The sequence below is a fragment of the Achromobacter sp. 1012554356 genome, assembly GCF_059760815.1.
Map to the genome: position 1 here is coordinate 47,552 of NZ_JCBANC010000016.1, position 24,359 is coordinate 71,910.

Genomic DNA, 24,359 nt, shown 5'->3' on the forward strand with positions numbered 1-24,359 from the left:
TCCTTGCCTGCCATGAAACGCCTGTGGGACATTTCCCCGCCCGTCTCGACGGCATCGCCCGTCTTCCCGGGCGACACGCCGTACCGCCAGCAATGGAAATGGACGCTCACGCCCGGCTGTCCGGTCAATGTCAGCGAAATCACGCTGTCGCCGCACATCGGCGCGCATGCCGACGCCCCGCTTCATTACCAAAATGGGGCCGCAGCCATCGGCGCGGTCTCGCTTGAACCCTTTCTGGGCCCCTGCCGCGTTATCCATGCGATCGACTGCGGCGAGCTCATCACGATCGACCACCTTGCCCATGCGGCGCACAACCTGCCGCCTCGCGTGCTGGTGCGCACCGCCAAGCATGCCGCGCAGGACTGGTGGACGGACGACTTCTCCGCCTACGCGCCCCAAACCATCGAATGGCTGGCCGAACGCGGCGTCATGCTGATCGGTCTGGACACCGCCAGCATCGACCCCGCTTCCAGCAAGACCCTGGACAGCCACCATACGATCTTGCGGCACGACATGCGGGTACTGGAGAACCTGGTGCTCGACGACGTGCCGGAAGGCGATTACGAATTGATCGCCTTGCCGTTGGCGCTGATCCAGGCCGATGCCAGCCCGGTCCGCGCGGTCCTGCGCGAACTGTAGGCTGATTTGCCGGCCCGGGAGCGGCTGCTCGAAAGCCGCCGCCCCGCTTGGAGAATCGACCATGCAATCCCTATTCGCGCCCCACTGGCGCGCCCTGCCCGCCTCCGCCCGCCGCGCCGCGCCGCCCTGCCCCGGAGGCCGCGCATGAGCCAGAACGAACGCCCCGAAGATATCGTCCATCAGGAAAAGGCGCAGCTCGATTTCGCGCGCGACATGACCTACGGCGATTACCTGCATCTTGACGAACTGCTTGGCGCCCAGCATCCGATGTCGCCCGAGCACAACGAGATGCTGTTCATCATTCAGCACCAGACCAGCGAACTGTGGATGAAGCTGATGCTGCACGAGTTGCGGGCCGCGATCGCCAGCGTGGCGGAGGACCGCCTGCAACCGGCCTTCAAGATGCTGGCGCGCGTCAGCAAGATCATGGAGCAGCTCGTCCACGCCTGGGACGTGCTGGCGACCATGACGCCGCCCGAGTACTCCGCGCTGCGTCCCTATCTGGCGCGCTCGAGCGGATTCCAGAGCTACCAGTACCGCCAGGTCGAGTTCCTGCTCGGCAACAAGAACGCGGCCATGCTCAAGCCGCACTCGCACCGCGCGGACCTGCTGGCCCAGGTGCAGAGCGCCTACGAGGCCCCGTCGCTGTACGACGAGGCGCTGCGGCTGTTGGCGCGCAACGGCCTGGATATCCCGGCCGATCACCTGGAACGCGACTGGACCCAACCGTATCAGGCGTCGGCGGCGGTTGAAGCCGCCTGGCTGACCGTCTACCGCGACACGGACCGCTACTGGGCGCTTTACCAGCTCGGTGAAAAGCTGACCGATCTGGAAGATGCCTTCCGGTTGTGGCGCTTCCGCCACGTTACGACGGTCGAACGCGTCATCGGCTTCAAGCGCGGCACGGGCGGCACGTCGGGGGTGGACTACCTGCGGCGCATGCTGGAAGTGGTGCTGTTTCCGGAAATCTGGAAGCTGCGCACGGATCTCTGACGTCCGCCCCGCCATCACACCCGGGCTGCAGGACGGCCCGGGCGCCCATTTGCGGGTGGCCGCAGGCAGGATCGCGTGCTAGAATTCGGGGTTACTTTTTGGATACGTGGCTAGCGCCTGTCGCGCCATTCATTTGGCAGTGAGTCCGGGCAGTAGGTCTGGACAGTAGGTCTGGGCTGTGAACCGGGCAGCTGTAGCTGGCGACCCTAACTCTTGAAAAAGACTCGACCGAGTCTAGGAAAGCACCATGAAAGAAGGCATTCACCCCGAATACCGCGAAGTCGTCTTCGCCGACCTGCAAACGGGCAACAAGTTCATCACCCGTTCGACCGTCCACACGCGCGAAACCGTCGAAATCGACGGCAAGACGTACCCGCTCTTCAAGTGCGACGTGACCTCCGAATCGCACCCGTTCTACACTGGCGCCCAGACCCGCATCGTCGAAACTGGCCGCGTGGAAAAGTTCCGCGCCCGCTTCGCCCGCACGGCCGGCACGGTCAAGTCCGCTTCCTGATCCTGTTGCTCCTGCGGGAGTCACAGCAAAAAGGCAGCCTTCGGGCTGCTTTTTTTTCCCCCCTCGGTGCCAGCCGGCCGGACAGGGGGTGGCGCATCCCGACCACTCGGTTACATTAACGCCCGTGTCCCCACTTTCCATTTCCACCCCGGCCCGGCTTACGTCGGTAGCCACCGCAAAGCTGCCCCGCCTCATCCTGCTGGGCCTGGCCCTGGTCTACATCGTGGCCGGGCTGTTCATGCGCGACCCGTGGAAAACCGACGACGCCGTCGGATTGGCGACGATGATCACCGCGATCCGCGAAGGCGGCCTGACCTGGCTGCTGCCGCAGGTGGGGCATCTGGCCCACGCCGAGGAAGGTCCGCTGATCACGTGGGTGGGCGCAATCAGCATCTGGCTGTTTGGCCCGTTCATCGGGGATATCACCGCTGGCCGCCTGCCCAATCTGCTGTGGTTCGGCATCACGGCCTCAAGCGTCTGGTACGGCACGTATCTGCTTGGCCGCCGGGCGGAAGCCCAACCGCTGGCGCTGCCCTTTGGCGGCGAACCCGAACCGCGCGACTACGGCCGCATGCTGGCCGACGCCGCCCTTCTCTTGCTGCTTGCCACGGTCGGCATCCTGCAGCGCACGCATGAAACCACGGTCATGCCAGCCATCATGGCCTGCCAGGCGCTCGCGTTCTATTCGCTGGCGCGCACCGTGGACCGACCCGTCACGGGTTCGACCACGCTCGGCATCGCGCTGGCCGCCAGCTTCCTTGCGCGCGGATGGGTGGGCGCCCTGCCCATCATGGTCGGCGCGGCGCTCGCCTTCTATCCCCGCAGCCCGCTCTGGAAATGCAAGCGCTGGATGCTGTGGGCCGCCGTGCTGGCCGCCGGCCTGATCCTGGCCTGGTGGATTCCCGCCAGCCAGGGCAGCGAGTACTGGATCCGCAACTGGAAGACCTGGAATCTGTCGTCGTTCGCCATCCCTGGCCTGCACGACGCCGCCCGCACGCTGCGCGACCTGCCGTGGTACCTGTGGCCGACCTGGCCGCTGGCGCTGCTGGCCATCTGGCGGTGGCGCGCCTGGATCTATGCGCCCCACATCTGGGTGCCGCTGATGCTGCTGGTGTGCTCGGCAGTGATTCTGTTCTTCGTGGACGAGCCCAGCGATTCCGAATTCGTGCTGCTGGCCGTGCCTTGCGCGGTGCTTGGCGCGTTCTCGCTGCCCACGTTGCGCCGCGGCGTGGTGAACACGCTCGACTGGTTTGCCGTCATGTGCTTTTCGCTGACGGTGGCGACGGCCTGGCTCGGCTGGGTGGCGTTGCACTTCCATTGGCCGGCACAGATTTCCCGCAACATTGCCCGCCAGACCACCGGTTATGAACCCGTCATCTCGTGGGTGGCTTTTGGGCTGGCGGTGCTCTTCACCCTGGGCTGGATCGCCCTGGTCGTCTGGCGGCTGCGCGTGCGCCCGCAGGCGCTGTGGCGCGGCACCGTGCTGTCGGCCGGCGGCCTGACCGTGACCTGGATCCTGCTGGTGCTGTTGTGGCAGCCCGCGGTGGACTACGCACGCAGCTATCGCACGGTGTCGGGCCAACTGGCCCAGGCCATCGCGCAGCACAAGCGCCCGGGCGAATGCGTCCGGGGCCTCAGCCTGGGCAGCGGCCAGCGCGCGTCGTTCCTGATCTTCAACAACCTGTCGTTCCCGTTCGACACGCGCTGCACGCTGGTCCTGCAACAGACCACCAACCAAAGCCTGCGTGACGGCACGGCCGCGTACAGCGAAGGCGCCGAGGTCCTCTGGCAAGGCGGCCGCCGCGCCGACCGTTCCGAAGTCTTCCGCCTGCTGCGAACCGGCGTCAAGCCATGACCGCAGCGATCGGGGCGCCGATGACCTTCGGCGCCACCCTGCGCGGAATCGCCAAACAGGCCTGGCCCGTGCTCATCAGCCAGTGGGCCAGCATTTCGTTCGGCGTGCTGGACACCGCCATGACGGGGCACTCCAGCCCCGACGACCTGGCGGCGATGGCGCTTTCCGCTTCCATCTACATCACGGTCTTCGTCGGCCTGATGGGCGTCGTGCACGCCCTGATCCCGATCCTGGCGCAGCAGTTCGGCGCCGGCAACAATCAAGAAGTCGGAAAGAGCTGGGGCCAGGGCGTGTGGCTGGCGCTTGGCCTGTCGGTCGTGGGCGCCATGCTGATGCTGTTTCCGGACATGTGGCTCTTCATGTCGGGTGACGTCGCTCCCGGCGTGCGCGACCGCATCGCGTCGTACCTGCAGGCGCTGGTGCTGGCCCTGCCCGCCGCCCTGGTGTTCCGCACCATCTATGCGCTGGGCACCGCGGTGTCGCGGCCCAAGCTCGTCATGGCCATCAACCTGTCCATCATCGGCTTCAAGGCGCTCTTCAACTGGCTCTTCATCTACGGCAAGCTGGGCCTGCCCGCGATGGGCGCGGCCGGCGCGGGACTGGCGACGGCCGTGGTGTCGTGGATGAGCCTGGGCCTGGGCCTGTGGGTAATCACGCACGACCGCTACTACCGCCGCTTCCAGCTTCGCATCGGCAAGCCGGACTGGAAGGCGCTCAAGGAGCTGCTGCGCCTGGGCATCCCGATGGGCGGCTCGTACCTGGTCGAGGTGTCGGCATTCACGTTCATGGCGCTGCTGGTGGCTCGCGAGGGCACCTTCGTGACCGGCGGGCATCAGATCATGTCGAACCTGGCCGCGCTCTGCTACATGATGCCGATGGCGCTGGGCGTGGCGACCGCCGCGCTGACGGCGCAGGCCATCGGCGCGGGCAACTACGCGCACGCCCACCGCACCGGCATGGCGGGCCTGGCGCTGGGTCTGATCGGCGCGCTGCTGACGGCCGCGGTGCTGCTGATCGGCCGCCCGCTGATCCTGGCCGCGTACACGGACGACGGCGCCGTTGCCGCCGTGGCGACCACGCTGCTCGCCGTCCTGCCGCTGTTCCACCTGTTCGATTCGATGCAGTGCATCAACTCGTACCTGCTGCGCGCGTACAAGATCGCCGTCGTGCCACTGATCCTGCAGACGGTGGCGCTTGCCGGCGTGGGCCTGGTCGGCGGCTGGTGGTTTGGATTCGGTCCGGGACGGGGCGGCATCGACGGCCTGCGCGAATTGCTGGTGCCGGGCTCGCCGCAGGGGGCCGGCAGCATGTGGCTGATGGCGATGTTCGGGCTGGCGCTGTCGGCCGCTTTGCTGCACTTCTGGTATCGGCGGATATTGCGAACGGTGGGCCGATCGTGACGATGCAATGAAAAAAGGCAGCCATCTGGCTGCCTTTTTTGCGTGTAGACGTGCCTCCTACTTCGGACGCTTGTCGATCACCCGCCGTGCCTTGCCGGTCAGCGTGCGTTCGACATGCCCGGCATCCGATACCTGGATCCGCGCGCTCACGCCGATATGGGTCTTGACCGCGTGTTGCAGTTGCTTGCCCAGATTGGCGCGCTCAGCGTCGGACAGGCTCGAGAATTCGGCGCGCACTTCGGTCAGGATTTCCAGTTCGTCCATGTTGCCCGAGCGGGACAGCACCAGCTGGTAATGCGGCGCAAGCTGCGCGATCTTCAGGACTAGTTCTTCCACCTGCGTGGGGAACATGTTCACGCCGCGCACGATCAGCATGTCGTCGCTGCGGCCCGTGATCTTGCCGATGCGGCGCATGCTGCGCGCGGTGGGCGGCAAGAGGCGGGTCAGGTCGCGTGTGCGGTAGCGCACGATGGGCATCGCTTCCTTGGTCAGCGACGTGAACACCAGTTCGCCGGGCTCGCCGTCGGCCACCGGCTCGCCCGTGTCCGGATTGACGATCTCGGCGTAGAAGTGATCTTCCCAGACCACCGGGCCGTCCTTGGTCTCGACGCATTCGCTCGCCACGCCCGGCCCCATCACTTCAGACAGACCATAGATGTCGACGGCGTCGATGCCCGCTTCGGCCTCGATGTCGGCGCGCATCTGGCCCGTCCAGGGCTCGGCGCCGAAGATGCCGATGCGCAGGGAGCTTTGACGCGGGTCGATGCCCTGGCGGCGCTGCTCTTCGAGGATGTTGCAGAAATAGGAGGGCGTGACCATGATGATGTCCGGACGGAAATCATTGATCAGCTGCACCTGCTTTTCGGTTTGTCCGCCGGACATGGGAATGACCGTGCAACCCAGGCGCTCGGCGCCGTAATGCGCGCCCAGGCCGCCCGTGAACAACCCGTAGCCGTAGGCCACGTGCACGGTATCGCCGGGCTTGCCGCCCGCCGCGCGGATCGAGCGCGCCACCAGGTTGGCCCAGTTGTCCAGGTCGCCCTGGGTGTAGCCCACCACGGTCGGCTTGCCGGTCGTGCCGCTGGACGCGTGAATGCGCGAGATGCGCTCACGCGGCACGGCGAACATGCCGAACGGATAGTTCTCGCGCAGTTCCTTCTTGGTCGTAAACGGGAACTTCGAAATATCGGACAACTGCTTCAGGTCGTCCGGATGCACGCCGACTTCGTCGAACGCCTTCTTGTAGTGCGGGACGTTTTCGTAGGCATGCTTGAGGGTCCACTTCAAGCGATCGAGCTGCAGGGCCCGCAGCTCGTCCTGGCTGGCATGCTCGATAGGATCCAGTCCCGGCTTGCTCATGGTATTGGGCATGATGATGTCTCTCTTCTCTTTGGTACGGTGCAGCAGTCAGGCGTCCGTGGGCGTCCCGACGATCTGGCCCTTGATGCGGTAGGAACGCCCCCTGAACAAAGCCACGTTGCGTCCATCCTGATTGGTGACGGTGACGTCATAGACGCCAGTGCGGCCGGCCAGCGAACGCTCCTGGGCCACGGCGGTCAGCAGGTCGCCTTCGAAACCCGGCGCCAGATAGTCGATCGTGCAGCCCGACGCGACGGTGCTGACATTGCGGGAATTGCACGAGAACGCGAACGCGCTGTCGGCCAGGGCGAAGATGAAGCCGCCATGGCAGGTCTTGTGGCCATTCAGCATGTCGGGCCGGACGCGCATGGTCAGCCGCGCATAGCCCGGCGCCATTTCCTCGATCTTCATGTCCAGGCCCTGCGTGGCCGCGTCGCCGGCATACATCACCGAGCCCACGGCCTGCGCCAGCGCCTGCGGGTCGGTCGGCACTTCAACGGGGGGAACGTGCACGCTCATCATTGCCCCTTGAACTGCGGTTCACGCTTGCCCAGGAACGCAGCAACGCCTTCGGCGTAATCCGCGCTCTGGCCCAGTTCGCGCATCATGTCGCGCTCCAGGTCGAGCTGCGTGGACAGATCATTGCCCAGGCTGGCCTGCAAGGCGCGCTTGGTGAATGCCAGGCCCTTGGTGGGCGCGGCCGCGAAATGCGTGGCCAGCCGATCAAGCGTGGCGTCGAATTCCTCGTCGGCCACACATTGCCAGATCAGGCCCCACTCCTCTGCCTGCTTGGCGCTCAGCTTGTCTCCCAGCAGCGCCAGACCCATGGCCCGGGCGCGGCCCACCAGACGGGGCAGCGCAAACGTGCCGCCCGTGTCGGGGATGAGGCCCAGACGGCAGAACGACTGGATGAAGCTGGCCGAGGCCTTGGCGATGACGATGTCGCCCGCGAACGCCAGATTGGCGCCCGCCCCGGCCGCCACGCCGTTCACGCCCACCACGACCGGCATGGGCAACGCGTTGAGCCGGCGCACCAATGGGCCGTAGAACTTGTCAACGGTCTCGCCCAGGTCGGGCGGCGTGCCGTCGGGCGCGGGCTTGCGCTCGCTCAGGTCCTGGCCGGCGCAGAAGCCGCGGCCCGCGCCGGTCAGCACCAGCACGCGCGCGCCTTCGGTTTCGACGCGGGTCAGCGCGTCGGCCACTTCCGCGTGCATGTTGGCCGTGAAGCTGTTCAGCTTGTCCGGGCGGTTCAGCGTCAGGCGCGCAATGCCGCCGGACAGGTCAAATTGAATATCCTGATAGCTCATCTGCGATCGCCCGGCTTAGATGTGACGGCGGGTTTGCACCACGCGGAAGCGGTTCGAAACGAAGGCCGTGTCCGACAGCGCCGCATTGGCCGCCGGATTGGCGCCGGTGCCGTGGAAGTCGCTGAAGGCGGCGGTCTGGTTGACGAACACCGCGCCGGTCAGGTTCAGCGAGAGCGACACGCCGGACACTTCGGCGGCGTCCTGCACCTGCTCGGCCACGCGGTCATCCGTCGTGTAGGCCGACAGCGACAGCGCGCCGTGCTGGATGACGCTGTCGCGCGCGAGCTGGATGCTGTGGGCGGTGGAGTCGGTGGCAACGACAAACGCGATCGGACCGAACCACTCCTGGCTGAGCGCCGCATTGCCGGCCTCGGTGCGCAACAGCAGCGGCGTGCGCACGCGGGCGTTTTCGAACTGGGGATGCGCCAGCGTCTTGCTGTCCGCCACCACGGGCAGACCCAGCGCGCGGGCCTTCTCGATGCGCTCGACGATGCCTTCGTTCTGGATGGCGCCCGTCAGCTCGACGGCCTTGGCGGCATCGGCGCCCACCTTTTCCAGCGCCACGCCCAGCGCGGCGGCCACGTCGTCGAAGCTGACACGGCCTTCCGGCGTATTGATGCCGTCACGCGGCACGTAGATGTTCTGTGGCGCGGTGCACATCTGGCCCGAATACAGGGCCAGCGAGAACGCCAGGTTGCGGGCCACGCCCTTCAGATCCGAGGTCGAATCGATGATGACCTGGTTCACGCCGGCCTTCTCGGTGTAGACCTGGGCCTGGCGCGCATTGTTTTCCAGCCAGTCGCCGTTGGCGGTGCTGCCGGTGAAGTCGACGATCTTGACGGCCGGGTCCAGCGCCAGCTTCTGCGCGGTGTCGTCGCCGGCCTCATGGGCAGCCAGTTGCACGACGTCGGGATCGAAGCCCGCTTCCTGCAGCACTTCGCGCGCCACCTTCACGGTGATGGCCAGCGGCAGGATCGCCCCCGGATGGGGTTTGACGATGACGGTGTTGCCCGTCGCCAAGCTGGCGAACAGGCCCGGATAGCCGTTCCACGTCGGGAAGGTCGAGCAGCCGATCACCAGCGCGACGCCGCGCGGCACGACCGTGAACTGCTTTTCCATACGGATGGGATCGTTCTTGCCCTGCGGCTTTTCCCACACGGCGATGCCCGGGATGCGCGACATTTCCTGCCAGGCGTAGGTGACGGCTTCAAAGCCGCGGTCCTGCGCGTGGGGGCCGCCGGCCTGGAAGGCCATCATGAAGCCCTGGCCCGTGGTGTGCTGGACTGCGTAGGCGATCTGGAAGCTGAGCTTGTTCAGGCGCGCCAGGATTTCCAGCGACACGCCCACCCAGGCGTGGGGACCGGCGCGGCGCCAATCTTCAAGCGCGCGCTTGGAAGCGGCGATCAGCTTGTCCGCCGGCACGCGCGGATACGTGATGCCCAGGTCGAAACCGTAGGGCGATTTTTCGCCGCCCACGACGCCGTCGGCATCGTGCAGGTTCAGCGGAAAGGGCTTGCCCTGGAGCGCTTCGAAGGCGGCGCGGCCTTCGTCGTTGGCGGTCTCGCCGTAGTTGCGCGGGCTGGGCGACTCGGCAAACGGGCTCCAGTAGCCGCGCAGCGCGGCGGCAGCCAGGGATTGTTCCAGCAGGGGCTGGTGACGTTCGAAGAATTTCTGGGACACGCTCGTCTCTCCAATAAGATTTGAATGCTTGCCTGGCGTGCGCCGGGTCAGGTTTCCTGGTCGAAGTCGATGACCAGCCGGTCGCTGACCGGGAAGCTCTGGCAGCTCAGGATGAACCCGCGCGCGACTTCATAATCTTCAAGGGCGAAGTTGGCATCCATGTCCACCTCGCCTTCGATCACCTTGCAACGGCAGGTGGAACACACCCCGCCCTTGCACGAATACGGCAGTTCGATGCCCTGCGCCAGCGCCGAATCCAGCACGCTGTCCTTGTTCTTGTCGATGACGAACATGCGGCTATGTCCGTCCTGCACCACGGTGACCTCGCACTGTCCCTTGCCGGGCGCCTGCGGGGCGTCCTGGCCGGTGCGCAGCGCGCGCGGGCCCTTGGGCGCGCCGAACAGTTCGAACTTGATGTTCGACTTCGGAATACCGCGCGCCTGCAACCGCTCGACCACGCTTTCGGTCATGGTCTGCGGACCGCACACAAAAGCGTAATCGATATCCTCGGGGCTCATCCAGGCCGACATGAGCTGGTCGACCTTGTCGCCATCCAGGCGGCCGTTGAAGAGCTCGATGTCCTGCGTTTCGCGGCTCATTACATAGACGAGCGAAAAGCGGTCCATGTACAGGTTCTTCAGGTCCTCGATTTCCTCGCGGAACAGCACCGCGGACGAGGCGCGGTTGCCGAAGAACAGCGTGAACTTGCTGCGCGGCTCGGTCGACAGCGCCGTCTTGACGAGCGAAAACACGGGCGTGATGCCGCTGCCCACGGCAAACGCCACGTAGTGGCGCTGGTTCTCGGGCGAGAAGTCCACTGTGAAGTTGCCCGCCGGCGCCATGACCTCCAGGGTCTGGCCAGGCTGCAATTGGTGATTGGCCCAGCTCGAGAACACGCCTTCGTCGACCTTCTTGATCGCCACGCGCAAGAGCTTGTCGCGCGGCGCCGAACAGATCGAATACGAACGGCGCAGTTCTTCGCCATTGAGCTGGGTGCGCAGCGTCAGGTACTGGCCGGGCAGGAAGGCGAACTCGTTCGTCAGCGCCTCGGGCAGGTCGAAGGTCACGACCACGGCATCGCGCGTATTGCGCGCCACGGACGCCACCTTCAAAGCATGGAATTGGTTCTGGCTCATCTCGAAACCACTCTTTAGTGAGTCTTGAAATAATCGAAGGGCTCGCGGCACGAGACGCAGCGATACAGCGCCTTGCACGACGTCGACCCGAAATTGCTGACCATCCGCGTATCGCGCGACCCGCAGCGCGGGCAGGCGATGGCCGGGGCGGCCGCGCGGCGGCTGATGCCCGAGATGTCGATGGCGCGTTCGGCGGGCGCGGCGATGCCGTAGCCCTTGAGCGCCTCGCGCCCTTTTTCGCTCATCCAGTCGGTCGTCCAGGCCGGGGCAAGGCGCGTCTCCACCCGTACCTCGGACACGCCGTGGCGTTCGAGCGTCTGGCAGATGTCCTGCGTGATTTCGCGCATGGCCGGGCAGCCCGAATAGGTGGGGGTAATGACGACGACACACGCATCGCCATCCCACGACACTTCACGCACCACGCCCAGGTCCACCACGGACAGCACCGGGATCTCCGGGTCCGGGACCTCCTGCAGCCAGGCGTAGACCTGGTCGGCGGAAATGGGCGTGAGCGCGTTCACCACGTGGCTCCCGGGTAGGCGCGGTGCAGATGCTGCATCTCGGCCAGCACATAACCCAGCGCCTCGGTGTGCTTGCCCTGGCGGCCGCCGCGATGCGCGGCATGGTTGGCGGCGGCTTCGTCGGGAACGGTCAGGGTGGCTTCTTCCAGCACTTCCCGCACGTGCGCAAGCCACGGTTGGCGCAGCGCCGCCAGCTCACAGCCGATGCCGCGCGCGGCCAGGTCGTGATCGATGGCGTCATCGGTGAAGAGCTCGCCCGTGAAACGCCAGGCGTCGTCGACGGCGGCCTGCATCTTGGCGTGGCTTTCCGCAGTGCCATCGCCCAGGCGCACCACCATGTCCGACGATCGGCGCACGTGGTAGGTCACTTCCTTGAGCGACTTGGCCGCGATGGCCGCGACACGCTCATCAGCAGACGCCTCCAGGCGCTGCAGCAGGAAGTAGTGCCAGACGTCGAACAGGAACTGCCGCGCCATGGTGTCGGCGTAGTTGCCGTTGTCGCGCTCGACCAGCAGCGCGTTGCGGAACTCGTGCGTGTCGCGCAGATAGGCCAGCGCGTCCTCGTCGCGGCCCGAGCCCTCGACCTCGCCGGCCAGCGTCAGCCACATGCGGGCCTGGCCCAGCAGGTCGAGCGCAGTGTTGGTCAGCGCCAGATCCTCTTCCAGGATGGGACCGTGCCCCGTCCAGGCGCCCAGCCGCTGCGACAGGATGAGCGACGTATCGCCCAGGCGCAGCAGGTATTCAAACAGTGCTTTGTCCATGTCTCCCCCGCCCGCCTTACATGTGCTTGATTTCTTCGGGCATCGGGAAGAAGGTCGGATGCCGGTAAACCTTGCTGTTGGCCGGCTCGAACAGCGGATCCTTGTCGCCCGGGCTGCTGGCCGAAATATCCGAGGCGCGCACGACCCAGATGCTCAGTCCCTCGTTACGGCGCGTGTACACGTCGCGGGCGTGATTGATCGCCATTTCGGCGTCCGGGGCATGCAGGCTGCCCACGTGCTTGTGCGCCAGGCCGTGCTGGCTACGGATGAAGACTTCCCACAGAGGCCAGTCTTTGCTCATGATGGATTTCCTCTAATGCCGGGGCGCATCGCGCCGACGGTCTGCAATAAATGAAGTAGGGACTACGAATGCCAGATGTGCCCAATCCCAAAGCGCAGCGAGGGCCAGCGGGGCCGCGCGGATCCGGGCTCCGCCGGTCCGCTGCGGCGCCCCCCTGGGGGGGAAGCGCGCAGCGCTCCGGGGGGGGAACCTCTAGGCAGCTTTACGGGCGGACTGCTTGTCGGCGTGGGCGACAAGCGCGTCACGCACCCACGCGCCGTCCTCATGCGCCTTCACCCGCGCGGCAAGGCGTTCGCGGTTGCAGGGGCCGTTGCCCTTGAGCACGGCGTAGAACTCGGACCAGTCGATTTCGCCGAAGTCGTAGTGGCCGCGCTCGGCGTTCCACTTCAGATCGGGATCGGGGACGGTCAGGCCCAGGTATTCGGCCTGCGGCACGGTCTGGTCCACCATCTTCTGGCGCAGCTCGTCGTTGGAGAAGAGCTTGATCTTCCAGGCCATCGACTGCGCGCTATTGGGCGAATCGGCGTCCGACGGACCGAACATCATCAGTGCGGGCCACCACCAGCGGTTGAGCGAGTCCTGGACCATCGCCTTCTGTTCGGGCGTGCCGTGCAGGCACATCTGCATGAGCAGGTCATAGCCCTGACGCTGATGGAAGGACTCTTCCTTACAGACGCGCACCATGGCCCGCGCGTACGGACCATACGAACAGCGGCACAGCGGAATCTGGTTGATGATCGCCGAGCCGTCGACCAGCCAGCCGATCATGCCGATGTCGGCCCAGCTCAGCGTAGGGTAGTTGAAGATGCTGGAGTACTTGGCGCGCCCGGCGTGCAGGTCGTCGATCAGGTCGTCGCGCGACACGCCCAGCGTTTCCGCGGCGCTGTACAGGTAGAGCCCGTGACCCGCCTCGTCCTGCACCTTGGCCAGGAGGATGGCCTTGCGCTTGAGGGACGGGGCGCGCGTGATCCAGTTGCCTTCCGGCAGCATGCCCACGATTTCCGAGTGCGCGTGCTGCGAGATCTGACGCACGAGCGTCTTGCGGTAGGCCTCGGGCATCCAGTCCTTGGCCTCGATACGAACACCGTCGTCGATGCGCCGCTGGAACGTCTGTTCCAGGCCGTCGAGCTGGTCCGCGGTCTTGACCTGCTTGACGCCGGTTTCGACGAGTTGAGCGTACATAGTTGTCTCCTTGAGACGGTTTGCGAAAACGCAAAGCAAACGCTGCGCAGTGCCGTCATGTCATGCGACGATTATTTAATACAAAAAATTCATTGTCAAACTCAAATCTGTATCACATTGGATTTATGTATCATATCCAGCATCCCGATATCGGCCGTCCGCGGCCCTCCTTATGGCAAACCCTCAGTCGCCCCTGGAACGCTCCCTGTCCCGCTTGTTGAAAAGCGATCCGCCCCGCGCGAAATCGCTCTGCGTCAGCGTGCTGGGCGATGCGCTGGCCCCGCACGGCGGCGCCATCTGGCTGGGCAGCCTGATCGAGCTGCTGGCTCCGCTTGGCATCAATGAACGCCTGCTGCGCACCAGCGTCTTTCGCCTGGTGGCACAGAACTGGCTGCAGTCCGAACGCCACGGCCGACGCAGCCTCTACCTGATTTCCGAGCAGGGCGTGCGCCACACGTCGCACGCCTCGCAGCGCATCTACGAAGGCGGAGCCAAGGAATGGAACGGGGAATGGACGCTGGTGGCGCTGCCGCGTACGGGCAACGGCCTGGCTGAACGCGGCGAGTTGCGCCGCGAATTGACGTGGGAAGGCTTCGGCATGATCGCACCGGGCCTGTTTGCGCATCCGCACACCGAGGCGCGCGCCGCACACGACATTCTTGAAAAACTGGGCATTCCGGACCGGGCGCTGGTGTTGTCGGCCCGCGATTTGGCCGGCGCCGGGGGGCTACCCATCGCCAGCCTGGCCACCCAATGCTGGAATCTGGACGACGTGGCCGAGCAATACCGGCAGTTCTCGCGCAACTTCGGCCCGCTGGAAAAACTGCTGGACGAGGCGCCCTCGCCCGCCGAGGCGTTCACCGTGCGCGTCATGGTGCTGCACAACTGGCGCCGGATCGTGCTGCACGATCCTCAACTGCCCGCCCCCATGCTGCCCGACAACTGGCCCGGGCACGCCGCGCGCGAATTGTGCGGACGGCTCTACTGGAAGGTGTTCGATCCTTCCGAAACCCATCTGAATGCGTTGGCGGGCCAGGACAACGACCGCTACCGCCCACTGTCGCCCGAGGTCGAATCGCGCTTCGGGGGCCGGCCGGGTTAAGGACTGGCGCGCGTCGGCCTAACGGCCAGTGCTGCCGTCATCCGGCATGGCGACGCCCAGCGTATCCAGGTGGCATTCTCCGGCTGCCTCGCGCCCTGCGCCGGCAAGTGTGAGTCCGCGGCTGGGCGCAATGAACGACAAAGTCCAGCGCGCCTGGATCGGCCGGCCCAGCGCCACCCCGCTGTCGGCATCAATGCCGCTGGGCACATCCAGCGCCAGCACCGGAACCTCCATGGCGTTGACCGCGTTGATCAGGGCTTGCCACGCGGCATCCAGGGGACGGTTCAAGCCGACACCAAACAACCCGTCGATGATCAGATCCGGTGACGATCCGGCCGGAAGAGCTGTGTGCGTCCGGGGCTCTCCGCCCTCAGCCAGCCAGCCGGCCCAGGCGCGCGCCGCATCGGCGGGCAGCCTGTCTGGCCCCGAAGGCAACACCACGTGAATATCCAAGCCTCGCGCCAGCAATAGCGCGGCGGCTTCCAATGCGTCCCCGCCGTTGTTGCCGGGGCCGGCGAGCGCCAGGATGAACGCGTTGGCCGGCACGCGCGCCGCGACGAAGCTGGCCGCTGCCGCGCCGGCCAGCGGCATCAGGGCGCGCCCGGTTGCCAGGGCGCGCTGTTCAGCAAGACGGATCTGCGCGACAGAATAGGACGACATGACAACAAGGTGCGGCAACGTGGCCGGGAATCCGTTGGAACCTGGCGGTCCGCCGCCGGTCTCAGACCTTCAGGAAATGCTCGCGGTAATACTTGAGCTCGTCGATCGACTCGTAGATGTCGGCCAGCGCTTCATGGCGGCTCTTTTTCTCGAATCCCTTGTAAACGGCGGGAGCCCAGCGGCGCGCCAGCTCCTTGAGCGTGCTGACATCCAGGTTGCGGTAATGGAAGAACTGTTCCAGGCGCGGCATGTACGCAAACATGAAGCGGCGGTCCTGGCTGATGGTGTTGCCGCACATGGGCGATTTGCCCGCCGGCACATGCTGCGCAAGAAACGCCAACAGCGTATCCTCTGCCTCTGCCTCGGTCACCGTGGACGCCTTGACCTTATCGATCAGTCCGCTCTTGCCGTGGGTCGACTTGTTCCAGTTGTCCATCGCGTCGAGCAGGCTGTCGGACTGGTGCACCACAATCACCGGTCCCTCGGCCACGACGGTCAGGTCGGGTTCTGTCACCACGACGGCGACTTCGATAATCCGTTCTTTCTCGGGGTCCAGGCCCGTCATTTCCATGTCGAGCCAGATCAGGCGGTTTTCGTTCGCAGCCATATAATTTGCCTTTAAAACGCGCGATTTTCGCACATCCCTCTTGAGCAAAACGCATTGTCCATGTTCACACTGCTGTTCGTTGCCTTCCTGCTGACCGATATTGCCGTGCGCATGTGGCTGGCGTCACGCCAGATCCGCCATGTCGCCCGCAATCGCGACCAGGTGCCTGCGGAATTCTCCCATCGCATCGGGTTGTCCAGCCATCAGCGGGCGGCGGATTACACCGTGGCACGGGTTCGGCTGGGCATGCTCGAGCGCACCTATGACGCCCTGGTGCTGGTCGCGCTGACGCTATTGGGCGGCCTGCAGTTCATCGACCTGATGGTCAGCCAGCTTACCAGCAACGACTTCGTGCGGCAGATGCTGCTGCTGGTGGTGGTTGCGCTGCTGCTGGGCCTGCTGGGTCTGCCGTTCACGCTTTGGCGGCAGTTCAAGCTGGAAGCGCGCTTTGGCTTTAACCGCATGACGCCTGGGTTGTTTGTGGCCGACGCCGCCAAGGGCCTGATGGTCGCGGCGGTGCTGGGTCTGCCGCTGGTAGCGGCGGTGCTGTGGCTGATGGGCAGCGCCGGCGCCTATTGGTGGGTATGGGCGTGGGCCCTGTGGTCGGTGTTCAATCTGGCCCTGTGGATCATCTACCCGATGTTCATCGCTCCGCTCTTCAATAAGTTCACACCGCTGTCAGACTCGGAACTGACTGCCCGCATCCAAGGTCTGGCGCAGCGCTGCGGCTTTGCCTTGAATGGCCTGTTCGTGATGGACGGCTCGCGCCGCTCGGCCCACGGCAACGCCTATTTCACGGGCTTCGGAAAATCCCGCCGCATCGTGTTCTTCGACACCCTGCTGGCCCGCCTTAACGCCGACGAAATCGAGGCCGTGCTGGCGCACGAGCTGGGGCATTTCGCCAAACGCCACATCATCAAGCGCGTGATCTTCAGCTTTGCCGCCGCGCTGGTGTTCTTTGGGATCCTGGGCTGGATTGCCCAGCAGCCGTGGTTCTATGTGAGCCTGGGCGTGATGCCGCAATTGGGCGGCCGCAACGACGCCATGGCCCTGTTGCTGTTCTTCCTGGTCATTCCTGTATTCACCTTCATGCTGACACCCTTGGCCAGCTGGTATTCGCGCCGCGACGAATTCGAAGCGGATCGCTATGCCGCCGAACAGAGCTCGCCCGACCACCTGGTCTCGGCGCTGGTCAAGCTGTTCGACGACAACGCTGCAACCCTGACACCCGACCCTGTGCATTCCGCCTTTTACGACAGTCACCCTCCTGCCGCCGTGCGCATCCGCCACCTGATGGCGGCCACCGCATGAGCGCGCCGATGGAAGGCCGCATCATCGCCGCGCATGGCCGCCACTACACCGTGGAACTGGCCGATGGCGCCCTGCGCAAGTGCTTCCCCCGTGGCAAGAAGACCGGCGCCGCGGTAGGCGACCGGGTCAAGATCACGCCGCAAGGCAAGGACGAAGGCGCCATCGACGCCATTCTGCCGCGCAGCAACCTGCTCTATCGTTCCGACGAAATGCGGTCCAAGCAGTTTGCGTCCAATGTCGACCAGCTGCTGATCGTCGTGGCTGTCCGGCCCACGTTTTCGGACGACCTTACCGGCCGCGCACTGGCAGGCGCATGGAGCGCCGGCATCGCGCCGCTCATCGTCCTGAACAAGACCGACCTGACCGACGAGCTGCCGGCCGCTCGCGCACGGCTTGCGCCCATTGCGGCGCTGGGCGTGGACATCATCGAACTGAGCGCACTCGAACCCGAGAACGTCCACACGCTGCTCGCGCCGCGCCTGGCCGGCCGCACGAACCTGCTGCTGGGCCAGAGCGGCATGGGCAAGTCCACGCTGCTCAACGCGCTGGTGCCGGACGCCGCCGCGGCGACACGCGAGCACTCCACCGCGCTGGACATGGGCAAGCACACCACGACCAGCACTCGGCTCTATCATCTGCCGGCGCCGGGCGGCGACCTGATCGACTCGCCCGGATTCCAGGCCTTCGGGCTGCATCACCTGACGCGGGACGACATCATCCGCGGGTTTCCGGAGTTCACGCAGCCCATCGAAGCATGCCGCTTCTACAACTGCACCCACCGCCACGAACCCGGCTGCGGGGTGGTGGCGGCACTGCGGGACGGCAAGATCGATGCGGCGCGGTACGCGCTGTACGAGCGCATCCTCGAGGAAAACCTGGCGGGCCAGCAGCGCTACTGACGGGTGACGCTGTCCCATTGAAAACGGCCCCGATCGGGGCCGTTAGCTTATGCGGGGCTGTTTGTTATCCAGACCGTTCGCCTAGATCGGACCGCAAGGCCGTCTGTTCCCAGGCGGATCAGCGCGGCGCGAACCCGTGGCGCAGCAGGTGATAGAGATTGCGCAGCATGCCCGCGGTGGCGCCCCAGATGAAGTGCTTGCCGTACGGCATGCCGTAATACTGACGCACCCGTCCGTCATCGAGCCGGGCTTCGTACAGACGATGATTGGCCGGATCCATCAGGAACGACAGCGGCACCTCGAACACCTCGGCCACTTCGAACGCGTCGGGCGCCAGTTCGAAACCGGGCCGCACCAGCGACACCACGGGAATGATCGAAAAGCCGGTGGCCGTCAGGTACGGCGGCATGCTGCCCAGCACTTCCACATAATTGGCCGGCAGGCCCGTTTCCTCTTGCGCTTCGCGCAGCGCCGCGGCCTCGGGGTTGGCGTCGCTGGTCTCGATGCGCCCGCCGGGAAAGCTGATCTGGCCCGCGTGATCGTGCAGATGCGCGGCACGCTGCGTCAGCATGATGTTCACGCCTTCATCGCGCGTCACCAGCGGGATCAGCACGGCCGCCGGCACGGGTGTGCCCTCGCGGCCGGGATAGCGAAGATCGTTGTCGCGCGACAGCTCAAGCGTCCAGGTGGACGGCTGGCTCAGCGTGCCGCGCAGGGAATCCGGCGTCAGCAGGCGGGTAGGCACGGGCGGCAGCGATTCGTTGGCCACCACCCACGGTTGCGTCGCCGGATCGAATCCGGGACGCGCCAGCGGCCGTCGGGGCCGCGCGGAGGACGAGGTATCAGACATACGCTTGGAAATAAGAAAAAAGGCACCCTCGCAGGTGCCTTTTTAACCCGGAAAACCGTGCCGGACGGAAACGCGGATTGGCGTGAACGTCCGACACTGTCAGGGCCGTGTACCGATAAGCGATCAAGCCGCGGAGGCTTGCTTGCTGACCAGCTTTTCCTTGATGCGAGCCGACTTGCCCGAGCGCGAGCGCAGGTAGTACAGCTTGGCGCGGCGCACGTCACCGCGGCGCTTCACTTCGATGCTGGCGATTTGCGGCGAGTACAGCTGGAACGTACGTTCCACGGCTTCACCCGACGAAATCTTGCGCACGGTGAACGCGGAGTTCAGGCCGCGATTGCGCTTGGCGATAACAACGCCTTCGAAAGCCTGCACGCGCTTGCGGGTGCCTTCAACGACGTTGACGCTCACGATGACGGTGTCACCAGGAGCAAATTCAGGCTTGGCTTGACCGCCGGTCAGACGGGCAATTTCTTCCTGTTCCAGGATAGCGATGAGGTTCATGTGAACTCCTAGATCATCATGTCTTTGCGGACTAAAACTATTTGCCGATCAATGTTGTGTGCATGGCGACGTTCTCAGCAGTTGTCCGCAGTTATCAGTAACGCGGATTCCCTTTGAGCTGGGCTTCGAGCCTGAGCTTTGAACCTGGGCTGTGTACCTATGTCGCGATGCTATGCCGCAAGCAGAGGATGAGATTTGGCAAACCAATGATTCTACACCAAAAATTCCCCAGAGCCTCGGGTAACATGTGCGCCTTCAGCAAGGTTTGCGGTACCCTTCCAACTCCCTGTAACAAACACGTCATCTGACGCTGTTCCCTCATGTCGCACTCGTCCCTGATATTGGTCGTCCTGGCGGCAATGGCCCACGCCACGTGGAACCTCCTTGCCAAGCGCGCGGCCATGGTGGGCGCACCGTTCGTGTTTGCCTACGGGCTCTGCGCCTCGGTGCTGTATGCGCCGTGGGTGATCTGGGTGTTGATGCACGACGGCATGAACTGGACCTGGCCGGTTGTGGGCGCGATCCTGACGTCCAGCCTGTTGCATCTGGGCTACAGCCTGTGCCTCCAGCGAGGCTATCAGGTGGCTGACCTGTCCGTGGTGTACCCGATCGCCCGGGGCACTGGCCCCCTGCTTTCCACGACGGGCGCCTTCCTGCTGCTGGGCGAACCCGCCACCAGCACCGGCATCGTCGGCATGTTGTGCGTCGTGGCGGGGGTGCTGCTGATCGCCACCCAAGGACGGCTGGCCATCTTCAAGCAGGCGCAGGCATGGATCGGCGTGCGCTGGGGCGTGGTGATCGGCCTGTTCATCGCGGCCTATACGGTGGTGGACGCGTACGGCGTGAAAGTGCTGCTGATCAGTCCGGTGCTGTTCGATTGGTTTACCTGTGTCACCCGCACCGCCATGATGACCCCGCACATGCTGCGCCGCCCTACGCAATCGTGGGAATCGATGCGAGGACATTGGCACCTGGCGCTGGCCGTGGGGTTTTTGTCGCCGCTGGGGTACATCCTGGTGCTGTATGCGTTGCGCAACGGCGCGCCGCTAAGCCTGGTGGCGCCTGCCCGGGAAATGTCCATGATGCTCGGCACCCTGGCCGGCATGTTCCTGCTGCGGGAAAAAGTGGGCGTGGGCCGTCTGGCCGGTTGCGTGTCCATTCTGGCGGGCGTGATCCTGCTGGGATCGAGCTGAACCCCGCGCCGCGGCCATCAGAAGCCGCCGGCCACGCCCAACCACATCAGGCCGGGGATCATCGCGCCCCAGGCCAACACCAGCACCACGTCCGTGATCATGGCTTTCATCGTGAGCTGGTTTGCCACCGGCTGCGCCTTGGCGTCTCCGATGCTGTGATCACGCGCCACCGCAGCGGCAGACGCCGCCGGGGAGACGGCGGATGCGCCCGCAACGGGGAGCGCCGCGAGGGAGCCGGCCGCAGGGACGTCAGCCCCCGGTGCGCCGGCTACCGTTGCGCCAGCGTCGGGCACACCACCGCCCACTGCTACGCCAGCCACCCGGGCGCCGCCCGACACTTCCTCGGGCGTGGGCGCCGGCGGGAACGGCCAGCGGGCTGGCATGCGTGTGGCCCGCGCGGGCTGGCCGGACATCGTGCCGTTCCAGGGCATGGCCATGCCTGCCAGGCGGGCGCAGAAGGCCCGAGCGCGGCTGGCGCCGCGGCGCAGCGGATTCAGGGAAACGACGAGCTCATCCGGCAGGACGGAAAAATCAGCGGTGTTCATGGGAACTCCTTGGATAAACGTTCCAGCGCCGGGGCGATTCGCCCTGGCATGCACCCGAGGCAACTGCGGCCTGCGGTCAATCGAACAAAGACAATTGGCCAGCCGCCATGGCGCGCAACTGGCGCGCACCGCGCCCGTATGCGCCGCTGACCGCAGGCAAACCACCAGGAAAAGGGACCCCTGAAGACGCTTTCGCATCAACCGGGGATTGAAAATCGGTAGCGGCGGTGCCGGAGCTGACCGCATTGCCCGTAGCCTCGCCACCGGGCGCCGCGCCATCGAACAGGGATGCCGACGCGCCGGGACCCGCAGGCGGTACAAACCGGCTGCAATCGAGTGACAGGCGCGTACGGTTAAGCCCCAGCTTGCGCGTGGCAACCGTAAAGCGCTGGCGCAGCAGGTCGGCCCAGATGCCCGTGCCGCGCATGCGCGACCCGAAGTTGGGATCGTTGCGGCGGCCGTTGCGCAGGTCTTCGATGCGGTGCAGGACGCGTTGCGCGCGGTCCGGGTAATGAGCGTTGAGCCAGTCCTCGAACAGGGTCTTGACCTCCCAGGGCAGGCGCAGGACCGTGTAACTGGCGTAATGGGCGCCAGCCGCCTTGGCCTCTTGGAGGATGTGCTCCATGGACTCGTCGTTGATGAACGGGATGACCGGCGCCACCAGCACGCCCACCGGCACGCCGGCGTCGGTCAGGCTGCGCACCGCTTCCAGGCGGCGCCACGGCGCAGCGGCGCGGGGTTCGAGCGTGCGGGCCATGCCGGCGTCCAGCGTGGTGATGCTGATGTAGACCACCACGAGGTTCTGCTGCGCCAGGGCTGCCAGCAAGTCCAGGTCGCGGGCGACCAGCGCGTTCTTGGTGACGATGGTGACCGGATGGCGGGTTTCGAGCGCGAGTTCGAGCATGCCGCGCGTGAGGCGCCAGTCGCGCTCGATGGGCTGATAGGCGTCGGTGGCCGAGCCGATATTGATGGGCGACGGCTTGTAGCCGGGACGGGCAAGTTCCGCGCGCAGGGCTTCCACGGCATTGGCCTTGGCGACCAGGCGCGTTTCGAAATCCAGCCCCGGCGAATAGCCCAGGTAGGAATGCGTGGGCCGGGCATAGCAGTACACGCAACCGTGCTCGCACCCGCGGTACGGGTTGGCGGCAACGTCAAAAGGGATATCCGGCGAATCGTTGCGCGACAGGATCTTGCGCGCCTCTTCCGCCGTGACCGTGGTCTTGGGTGCGGGCGGCGCGGAGCGCGTGTCGGGCAGGATGGGAATGACGGTGGCGCTGCCAGCGGGGCCTGCAGTCTGCGAGATTGAGGCGTCGGAGGCTGAACCGTCAAAGGCTGAATCGGGGACGGACTCAACAAAGTCGGCAGGCAGGCCGGAAGCTGACCAGCCGTCGTCGACCTGCACGCGGTCATCGCGCTGAAAGCGATGCCGAACATTAGTAACCGCACCCCGACCGCGCAAGGCGGCGGGGGCGGCAGCCGGGGACCCAGAACCGGCGGGAAAAGAATGATCGGTGCGTGCCATAAAAACTACTGTACAAAAACACAGTGGTTTTGACAAGCACCAAAAGCCTTTTCGTAAGACAGCCCAACTTTACCGCAAGAAGAAGACATCGTCTGAACAATTCGATTTCATCTTGCGAGATGGCCCGGAAACCCGCACCAGCATTGGGTTTGGACGAAAAACAACATAGAAAAACGAGCCCCAGGGCCCGTTTTTTCACCTGTCTTGCGGTTTACCGCAGCATCCCCGCCGCAGCGGTCTGATGCGTGGTTTCGTCGATCAAAATGAACGCGCCGGTCGCCGCCACATCGTCATAACGATCAACCGCCAACGACTCGCGAGTCGTCAGCGTGACGCGGCCGATGTCGTTCATGCGCAGCGTGCCTTCGGTGTTCTCGACCTCCTGCAGTTCATGAATATCCCGATGCGATAACACGGCACGCACCTTCGCCGACGTAAGCCGCGTGCCCGACTTCAGCAGATATTTGCGCGCGGGATTCAACGCCTGCGCATCCAGCCAGCACAGCTCGGCTTCGAACTCGCGCGACACCTGCGCCGGCGCGGCGGTGTGCACGATCACGTCGCCGCGCGACACGTCGACATCGCGGTCCAGCACCAACGTGATCGAATCGCCGGCCACAGCTTCATCGAGCGCACGATCAAAGGCGCGCACCTCCTGCACCACCGCCGTCACGCCCGACGGCTGCACCGTCACTTCGTCGCCGGGGCGCAGCACGCCACTGGCAACGCGGCCGGCATAGCCGCGAAAATCGTCCGCGCGATCGCCGCCATGGCGCGACACCCATTGCACCGGAAAGCGCAGCGGCAAGGTGCGGCCGTCGCCCGACAGGTCCAGCGATTCCAGCAGCGCAAGCAGCGGCTGCCCTTCGTACCAGGGCGTCTTGCCGGACAGCGTGACGACGTTGTCGCCGCTCAGCGCCGACAACGGCAACGCGTCGAAGTGGGGAATGCCCAGCTTGACCGCCAGGTCCGCATAGGCGTCGCGGATGCGTTCGAACACCGCGCGGTCCCAATCCACCAGGTCCATCTTGTTCACCGCGACCACGATGTGGCGGATGCCCAAGAGGCGCGCGATGGTGCTGTGCCGCTTGGTCTGCGGCAGCAGCTTGCCGTCGGCGGCGCGAGTCGCGTCGATCAGGATGACGGCGACGTCCGCGGTGGACGCGCCGGTCACCATGTTGCGCGTGTACTGCTCGTGGCCCGGCGCGTCGGCAATGATGAACTTGCGCGAAGGCGTCGAGAAGTAGCGGTAGGCGACGTCGATGGTGATGCCCTGCTCCCGCTCGGCTTCCAGGCCGTCGGTCAAGAGCGAAAAGTCGATGCCGTCGCCCGCCACGCGCTTGTGCTTGGCGCGTGAAATCGCGTCCAGCTGGTCGGCGAAGACGCCCTTGCTGTCATACAGCAGGCGGCCGATCAGCGTGGATTTGCCATCGTCGACGGAGCCGGCCGTGATCAGGCGCAGCACGCCGGTGTCGGCGCCGGAAAGAAAGGAATCGTTCAGTGCGTTCATGTAGTTCC

25 protein-coding genes are annotated in these 24,359 nt (G+C 65.4%); 9 read left to right on the forward strand and 16 right to left on the reverse strand.

The genetic code is table 11. The annotated features are described in order from the left end of the window. The first annotated feature begins 12 nt into the window (after positions 1-12). From kynB to AC6LJW_RS10490, 5 genes are all read left to right on the forward strand, one after another. A complete protein-coding gene (gene kynB / locus AC6LJW_RS10470; RefSeq protein WP_056567539.1) occupies positions 13-639 on the forward strand; it encodes an arylformamidase in 627 nt (208 codons plus the stop codon). Between the two features lie 144 nt (positions 640-783). Continuing rightward, positions 784-1,632: a tryptophan 2,3-dioxygenase gene (gene kynA, locus AC6LJW_RS10475; protein ID WP_056567541.1), complete on the forward strand. Its 849-nt coding sequence runs from the start codon at positions 784-786 to the stop codon at positions 1,630-1,632. A 247-nt stretch (positions 1,633-1,879) separates the two neighbouring features. Beyond that, the gene (locus tag AC6LJW_RS10480) at positions 1,880-2,146 is read left to right on the forward strand and encodes a type B 50S ribosomal protein L31 (protein WP_006218255.1); all 267 of its coding nucleotides are present in this window, start codon (positions 1,880-1,882) and stop codon (positions 2,144-2,146) included. Positions 2,147-2,270: 124 nt separating this feature from the next. Further along, the gene (locus tag AC6LJW_RS10485; RefSeq protein WP_427984403.1) at positions 2,271-4,001 is read left to right on the forward strand and encodes an ArnT family glycosyltransferase; all 1,731 of its coding nucleotides are present in this window, start codon (positions 2,271-2,273) and stop codon (positions 3,999-4,001) included. After that, a complete protein-coding gene (locus AC6LJW_RS10490; protein ID WP_056567547.1) occupies positions 3,998-5,401 on the forward strand; it encodes an MATE family efflux transporter in 1,404 nt (467 codons plus the stop codon). Before AC6LJW_RS10485 ends, AC6LJW_RS10490 begins: the two co-directional genes overlap by 4 nt. Positions 5,402-5,458: 57 nt before the next feature. On the opposite strand, the gene paaK is transcribed toward AC6LJW_RS10490, so the two are convergent. From paaK to paaA, 9 genes are all read right to left on the reverse strand, one after another. After that, on the reverse strand, positions 5,459-6,772 hold the full coding sequence (gene paaK, locus AC6LJW_RS10495) for a phenylacetate--CoA ligase PaaK (RefSeq protein ID WP_056567550.1): 1,314 nt from the start codon (positions 6,770-6,772) through the stop codon (positions 5,459-5,461). A gap of 36 nt (positions 6,773-6,808) precedes the next feature. Next, a complete protein-coding gene (gene paaI / locus AC6LJW_RS10500; protein ID WP_056569414.1) occupies positions 6,809-7,279 on the reverse strand; it encodes a hydroxyphenylacetyl-CoA thioesterase PaaI in 471 nt (156 codons plus the stop codon). Continuing rightward, positions 7,279-8,067, reverse strand: a complete 789-nt coding sequence (gene paaG, locus AC6LJW_RS10505) for a 2-(1,2-epoxy-1,2-dihydrophenyl)acetyl-CoA isomerase PaaG (protein ID WP_427984404.1) — start codon at positions 8,065-8,067, stop codon at positions 7,279-7,281. Before paaG ends, paaI begins: the two co-directional genes overlap by 1 nt. Before the next feature lie 15 nt (positions 8,068-8,082). Next, positions 8,083-9,747 carry a phenylacetic acid degradation protein PaaN gene (gene paaN, locus AC6LJW_RS10510; protein ID WP_427984406.1) on the reverse strand — a complete coding sequence of 555 codons (1,665 nt, stop codon included), beginning with the start codon at positions 9,745-9,747 and terminating at the stop codon, positions 8,083-8,085. Positions 9,748-9,794: 47 nt separating this feature from the next. Continuing rightward, positions 9,795-10,883, reverse strand: a complete 1,089-nt coding sequence (gene paaE, locus AC6LJW_RS10515; protein ID WP_056567556.1) for a 1,2-phenylacetyl-CoA epoxidase subunit PaaE — start codon at positions 10,881-10,883, stop codon at positions 9,795-9,797. Between the two features lie 14 nt (positions 10,884-10,897). Beyond that, positions 10,898-11,404, reverse strand: a complete 507-nt coding sequence (paaD, locus tag AC6LJW_RS10520) for a 1,2-phenylacetyl-CoA epoxidase subunit PaaD (RefSeq protein WP_056569416.1) — start codon at positions 11,402-11,404, stop codon at positions 10,898-10,900. Beyond that, entirely contained in the window at positions 11,401-12,165 is a 765-nt protein-coding gene (paaC, locus tag AC6LJW_RS10525) for a 1,2-phenylacetyl-CoA epoxidase subunit PaaC (protein ID WP_427984408.1), read from the reverse strand. The genes paaD and paaC overlap by 4 nt, the downstream gene beginning before the upstream one ends. Before the next feature lie 16 nt (positions 12,166-12,181). After that, the gene (gene paaB, locus AC6LJW_RS10530; protein WP_006388300.1) at positions 12,182-12,466 is read right to left on the reverse strand and encodes a 1,2-phenylacetyl-CoA epoxidase subunit PaaB; all 285 of its coding nucleotides are present in this window, start codon (positions 12,464-12,466) and stop codon (positions 12,182-12,184) included. A 192-nt stretch (positions 12,467-12,658) separates the two neighbouring features. Further along, positions 12,659-13,648 carry a 1,2-phenylacetyl-CoA epoxidase subunit PaaA gene (paaA, locus tag AC6LJW_RS10535; RefSeq protein WP_056567562.1) on the reverse strand — a complete coding sequence of 330 codons (990 nt, stop codon included), beginning with the start codon at positions 13,646-13,648 and terminating at the stop codon, positions 12,659-12,661. 172 nt (positions 13,649-13,820) lie between these two features. Here paaA and paaX point away from each other — a divergent pair, with 172 nt between their 5' ends. Continuing rightward, positions 13,821-14,750 (forward strand): phenylacetic acid degradation operon negative regulatory protein PaaX, encoded by a 930-nt coding sequence (paaX, locus tag AC6LJW_RS10540; RefSeq protein ID WP_056567566.1) that lies wholly within the window; start codon positions 13,821-13,823, stop codon positions 14,748-14,750. A gap of 18 nt (positions 14,751-14,768) precedes the next feature. Here paaX and AC6LJW_RS10545 read toward each other — a convergent pair whose 3' ends face one another. Continuing rightward, positions 14,769-15,410 carry an NAD(P)H-hydrate epimerase gene (locus AC6LJW_RS10545; RefSeq protein ID WP_498087212.1) on the reverse strand — a complete coding sequence of 214 codons (642 nt, stop codon included), beginning with the start codon at positions 15,408-15,410 and terminating at the stop codon, positions 14,769-14,771. Positions 15,411-15,471: 61 nt separating this feature from the next. Further along, positions 15,472-16,017: an oligoribonuclease gene (orn, locus tag AC6LJW_RS10550; RefSeq protein WP_105237948.1), complete on the reverse strand. Its 546-nt coding sequence runs from the start codon at positions 16,015-16,017 to the stop codon at positions 15,472-15,474. Between the two features lie 60 nt (positions 16,018-16,077). On the opposite strand from orn, the gene AC6LJW_RS10555 reads away from it, so the two are divergent. After that, a complete protein-coding gene (locus AC6LJW_RS10555) occupies positions 16,078-17,328 on the forward strand; it encodes a M48 family metallopeptidase (RefSeq protein WP_498087213.1) in 1,251 nt (416 codons plus the stop codon). Next, complete coding sequence (rsgA, locus tag AC6LJW_RS10560; protein ID WP_056567576.1) at positions 17,325-18,227, forward strand: ribosome small subunit-dependent GTPase A; 903 nt, start codon at positions 17,325-17,327, stop codon at positions 18,225-18,227. The genes AC6LJW_RS10555 and rsgA overlap by 4 nt, the downstream gene beginning before the upstream one ends. Before the next feature lie 118 nt (positions 18,228-18,345). On the opposite strand, the gene AC6LJW_RS10565 is transcribed toward rsgA, so the two are convergent. Together AC6LJW_RS10565 and rplS are read right to left on the reverse strand one after the other, a co-directional pair. Next, the gene (locus AC6LJW_RS10565) at positions 18,346-19,077 is read right to left on the reverse strand and encodes a CoA pyrophosphatase (protein WP_056567579.1); all 732 of its coding nucleotides are present in this window, start codon (positions 19,075-19,077) and stop codon (positions 18,346-18,348) included. Positions 19,078-19,200: 123 nt separating this feature from the next. Further along, a complete protein-coding gene (gene rplS / locus AC6LJW_RS10570) occupies positions 19,201-19,581 on the reverse strand; it encodes a 50S ribosomal protein L19 (RefSeq protein WP_056567581.1) in 381 nt (126 codons plus the stop codon). Between the two features lie 320 nt (positions 19,582-19,901). On the opposite strand from rplS, the gene AC6LJW_RS10575 reads away from it, so the two are divergent. Further along, complete coding sequence (locus tag AC6LJW_RS10575; RefSeq protein ID WP_056567584.1) at positions 19,902-20,774, forward strand: EamA family transporter; 873 nt, start codon at positions 19,902-19,904, stop codon at positions 20,772-20,774. 17 nt (positions 20,775-20,791) lie between these two features. On the opposite strand, the gene AC6LJW_RS10580 is transcribed toward AC6LJW_RS10575, so the two are convergent. The 3 genes from AC6LJW_RS10580 to AC6LJW_RS10590 form a co-directional block, all read right to left on the reverse strand. Beyond that, positions 20,792-21,319: a hypothetical protein gene (locus tag AC6LJW_RS10580; protein ID WP_498087214.1), complete on the reverse strand. Its 528-nt coding sequence runs from the start codon at positions 21,317-21,319 to the stop codon at positions 20,792-20,794. A gap of 76 nt (positions 21,320-21,395) precedes the next feature. After that, positions 21,396-22,841, reverse strand: coding sequence for a PA0069 family radical SAM protein (locus tag AC6LJW_RS10585; protein ID WP_498087215.1), 1,446 nt, complete (start codon positions 22,839-22,841; stop codon positions 21,396-21,398). Between the two features lie 211 nt (positions 22,842-23,052). Beyond that, a complete protein-coding gene (locus tag AC6LJW_RS10590) occupies positions 23,053-24,351 on the reverse strand; it encodes a sulfate adenylyltransferase subunit 1 (RefSeq protein WP_056567593.1) in 1,299 nt (432 codons plus the stop codon). Positions 24,352-24,359 lie beyond the last annotated feature (8 nt).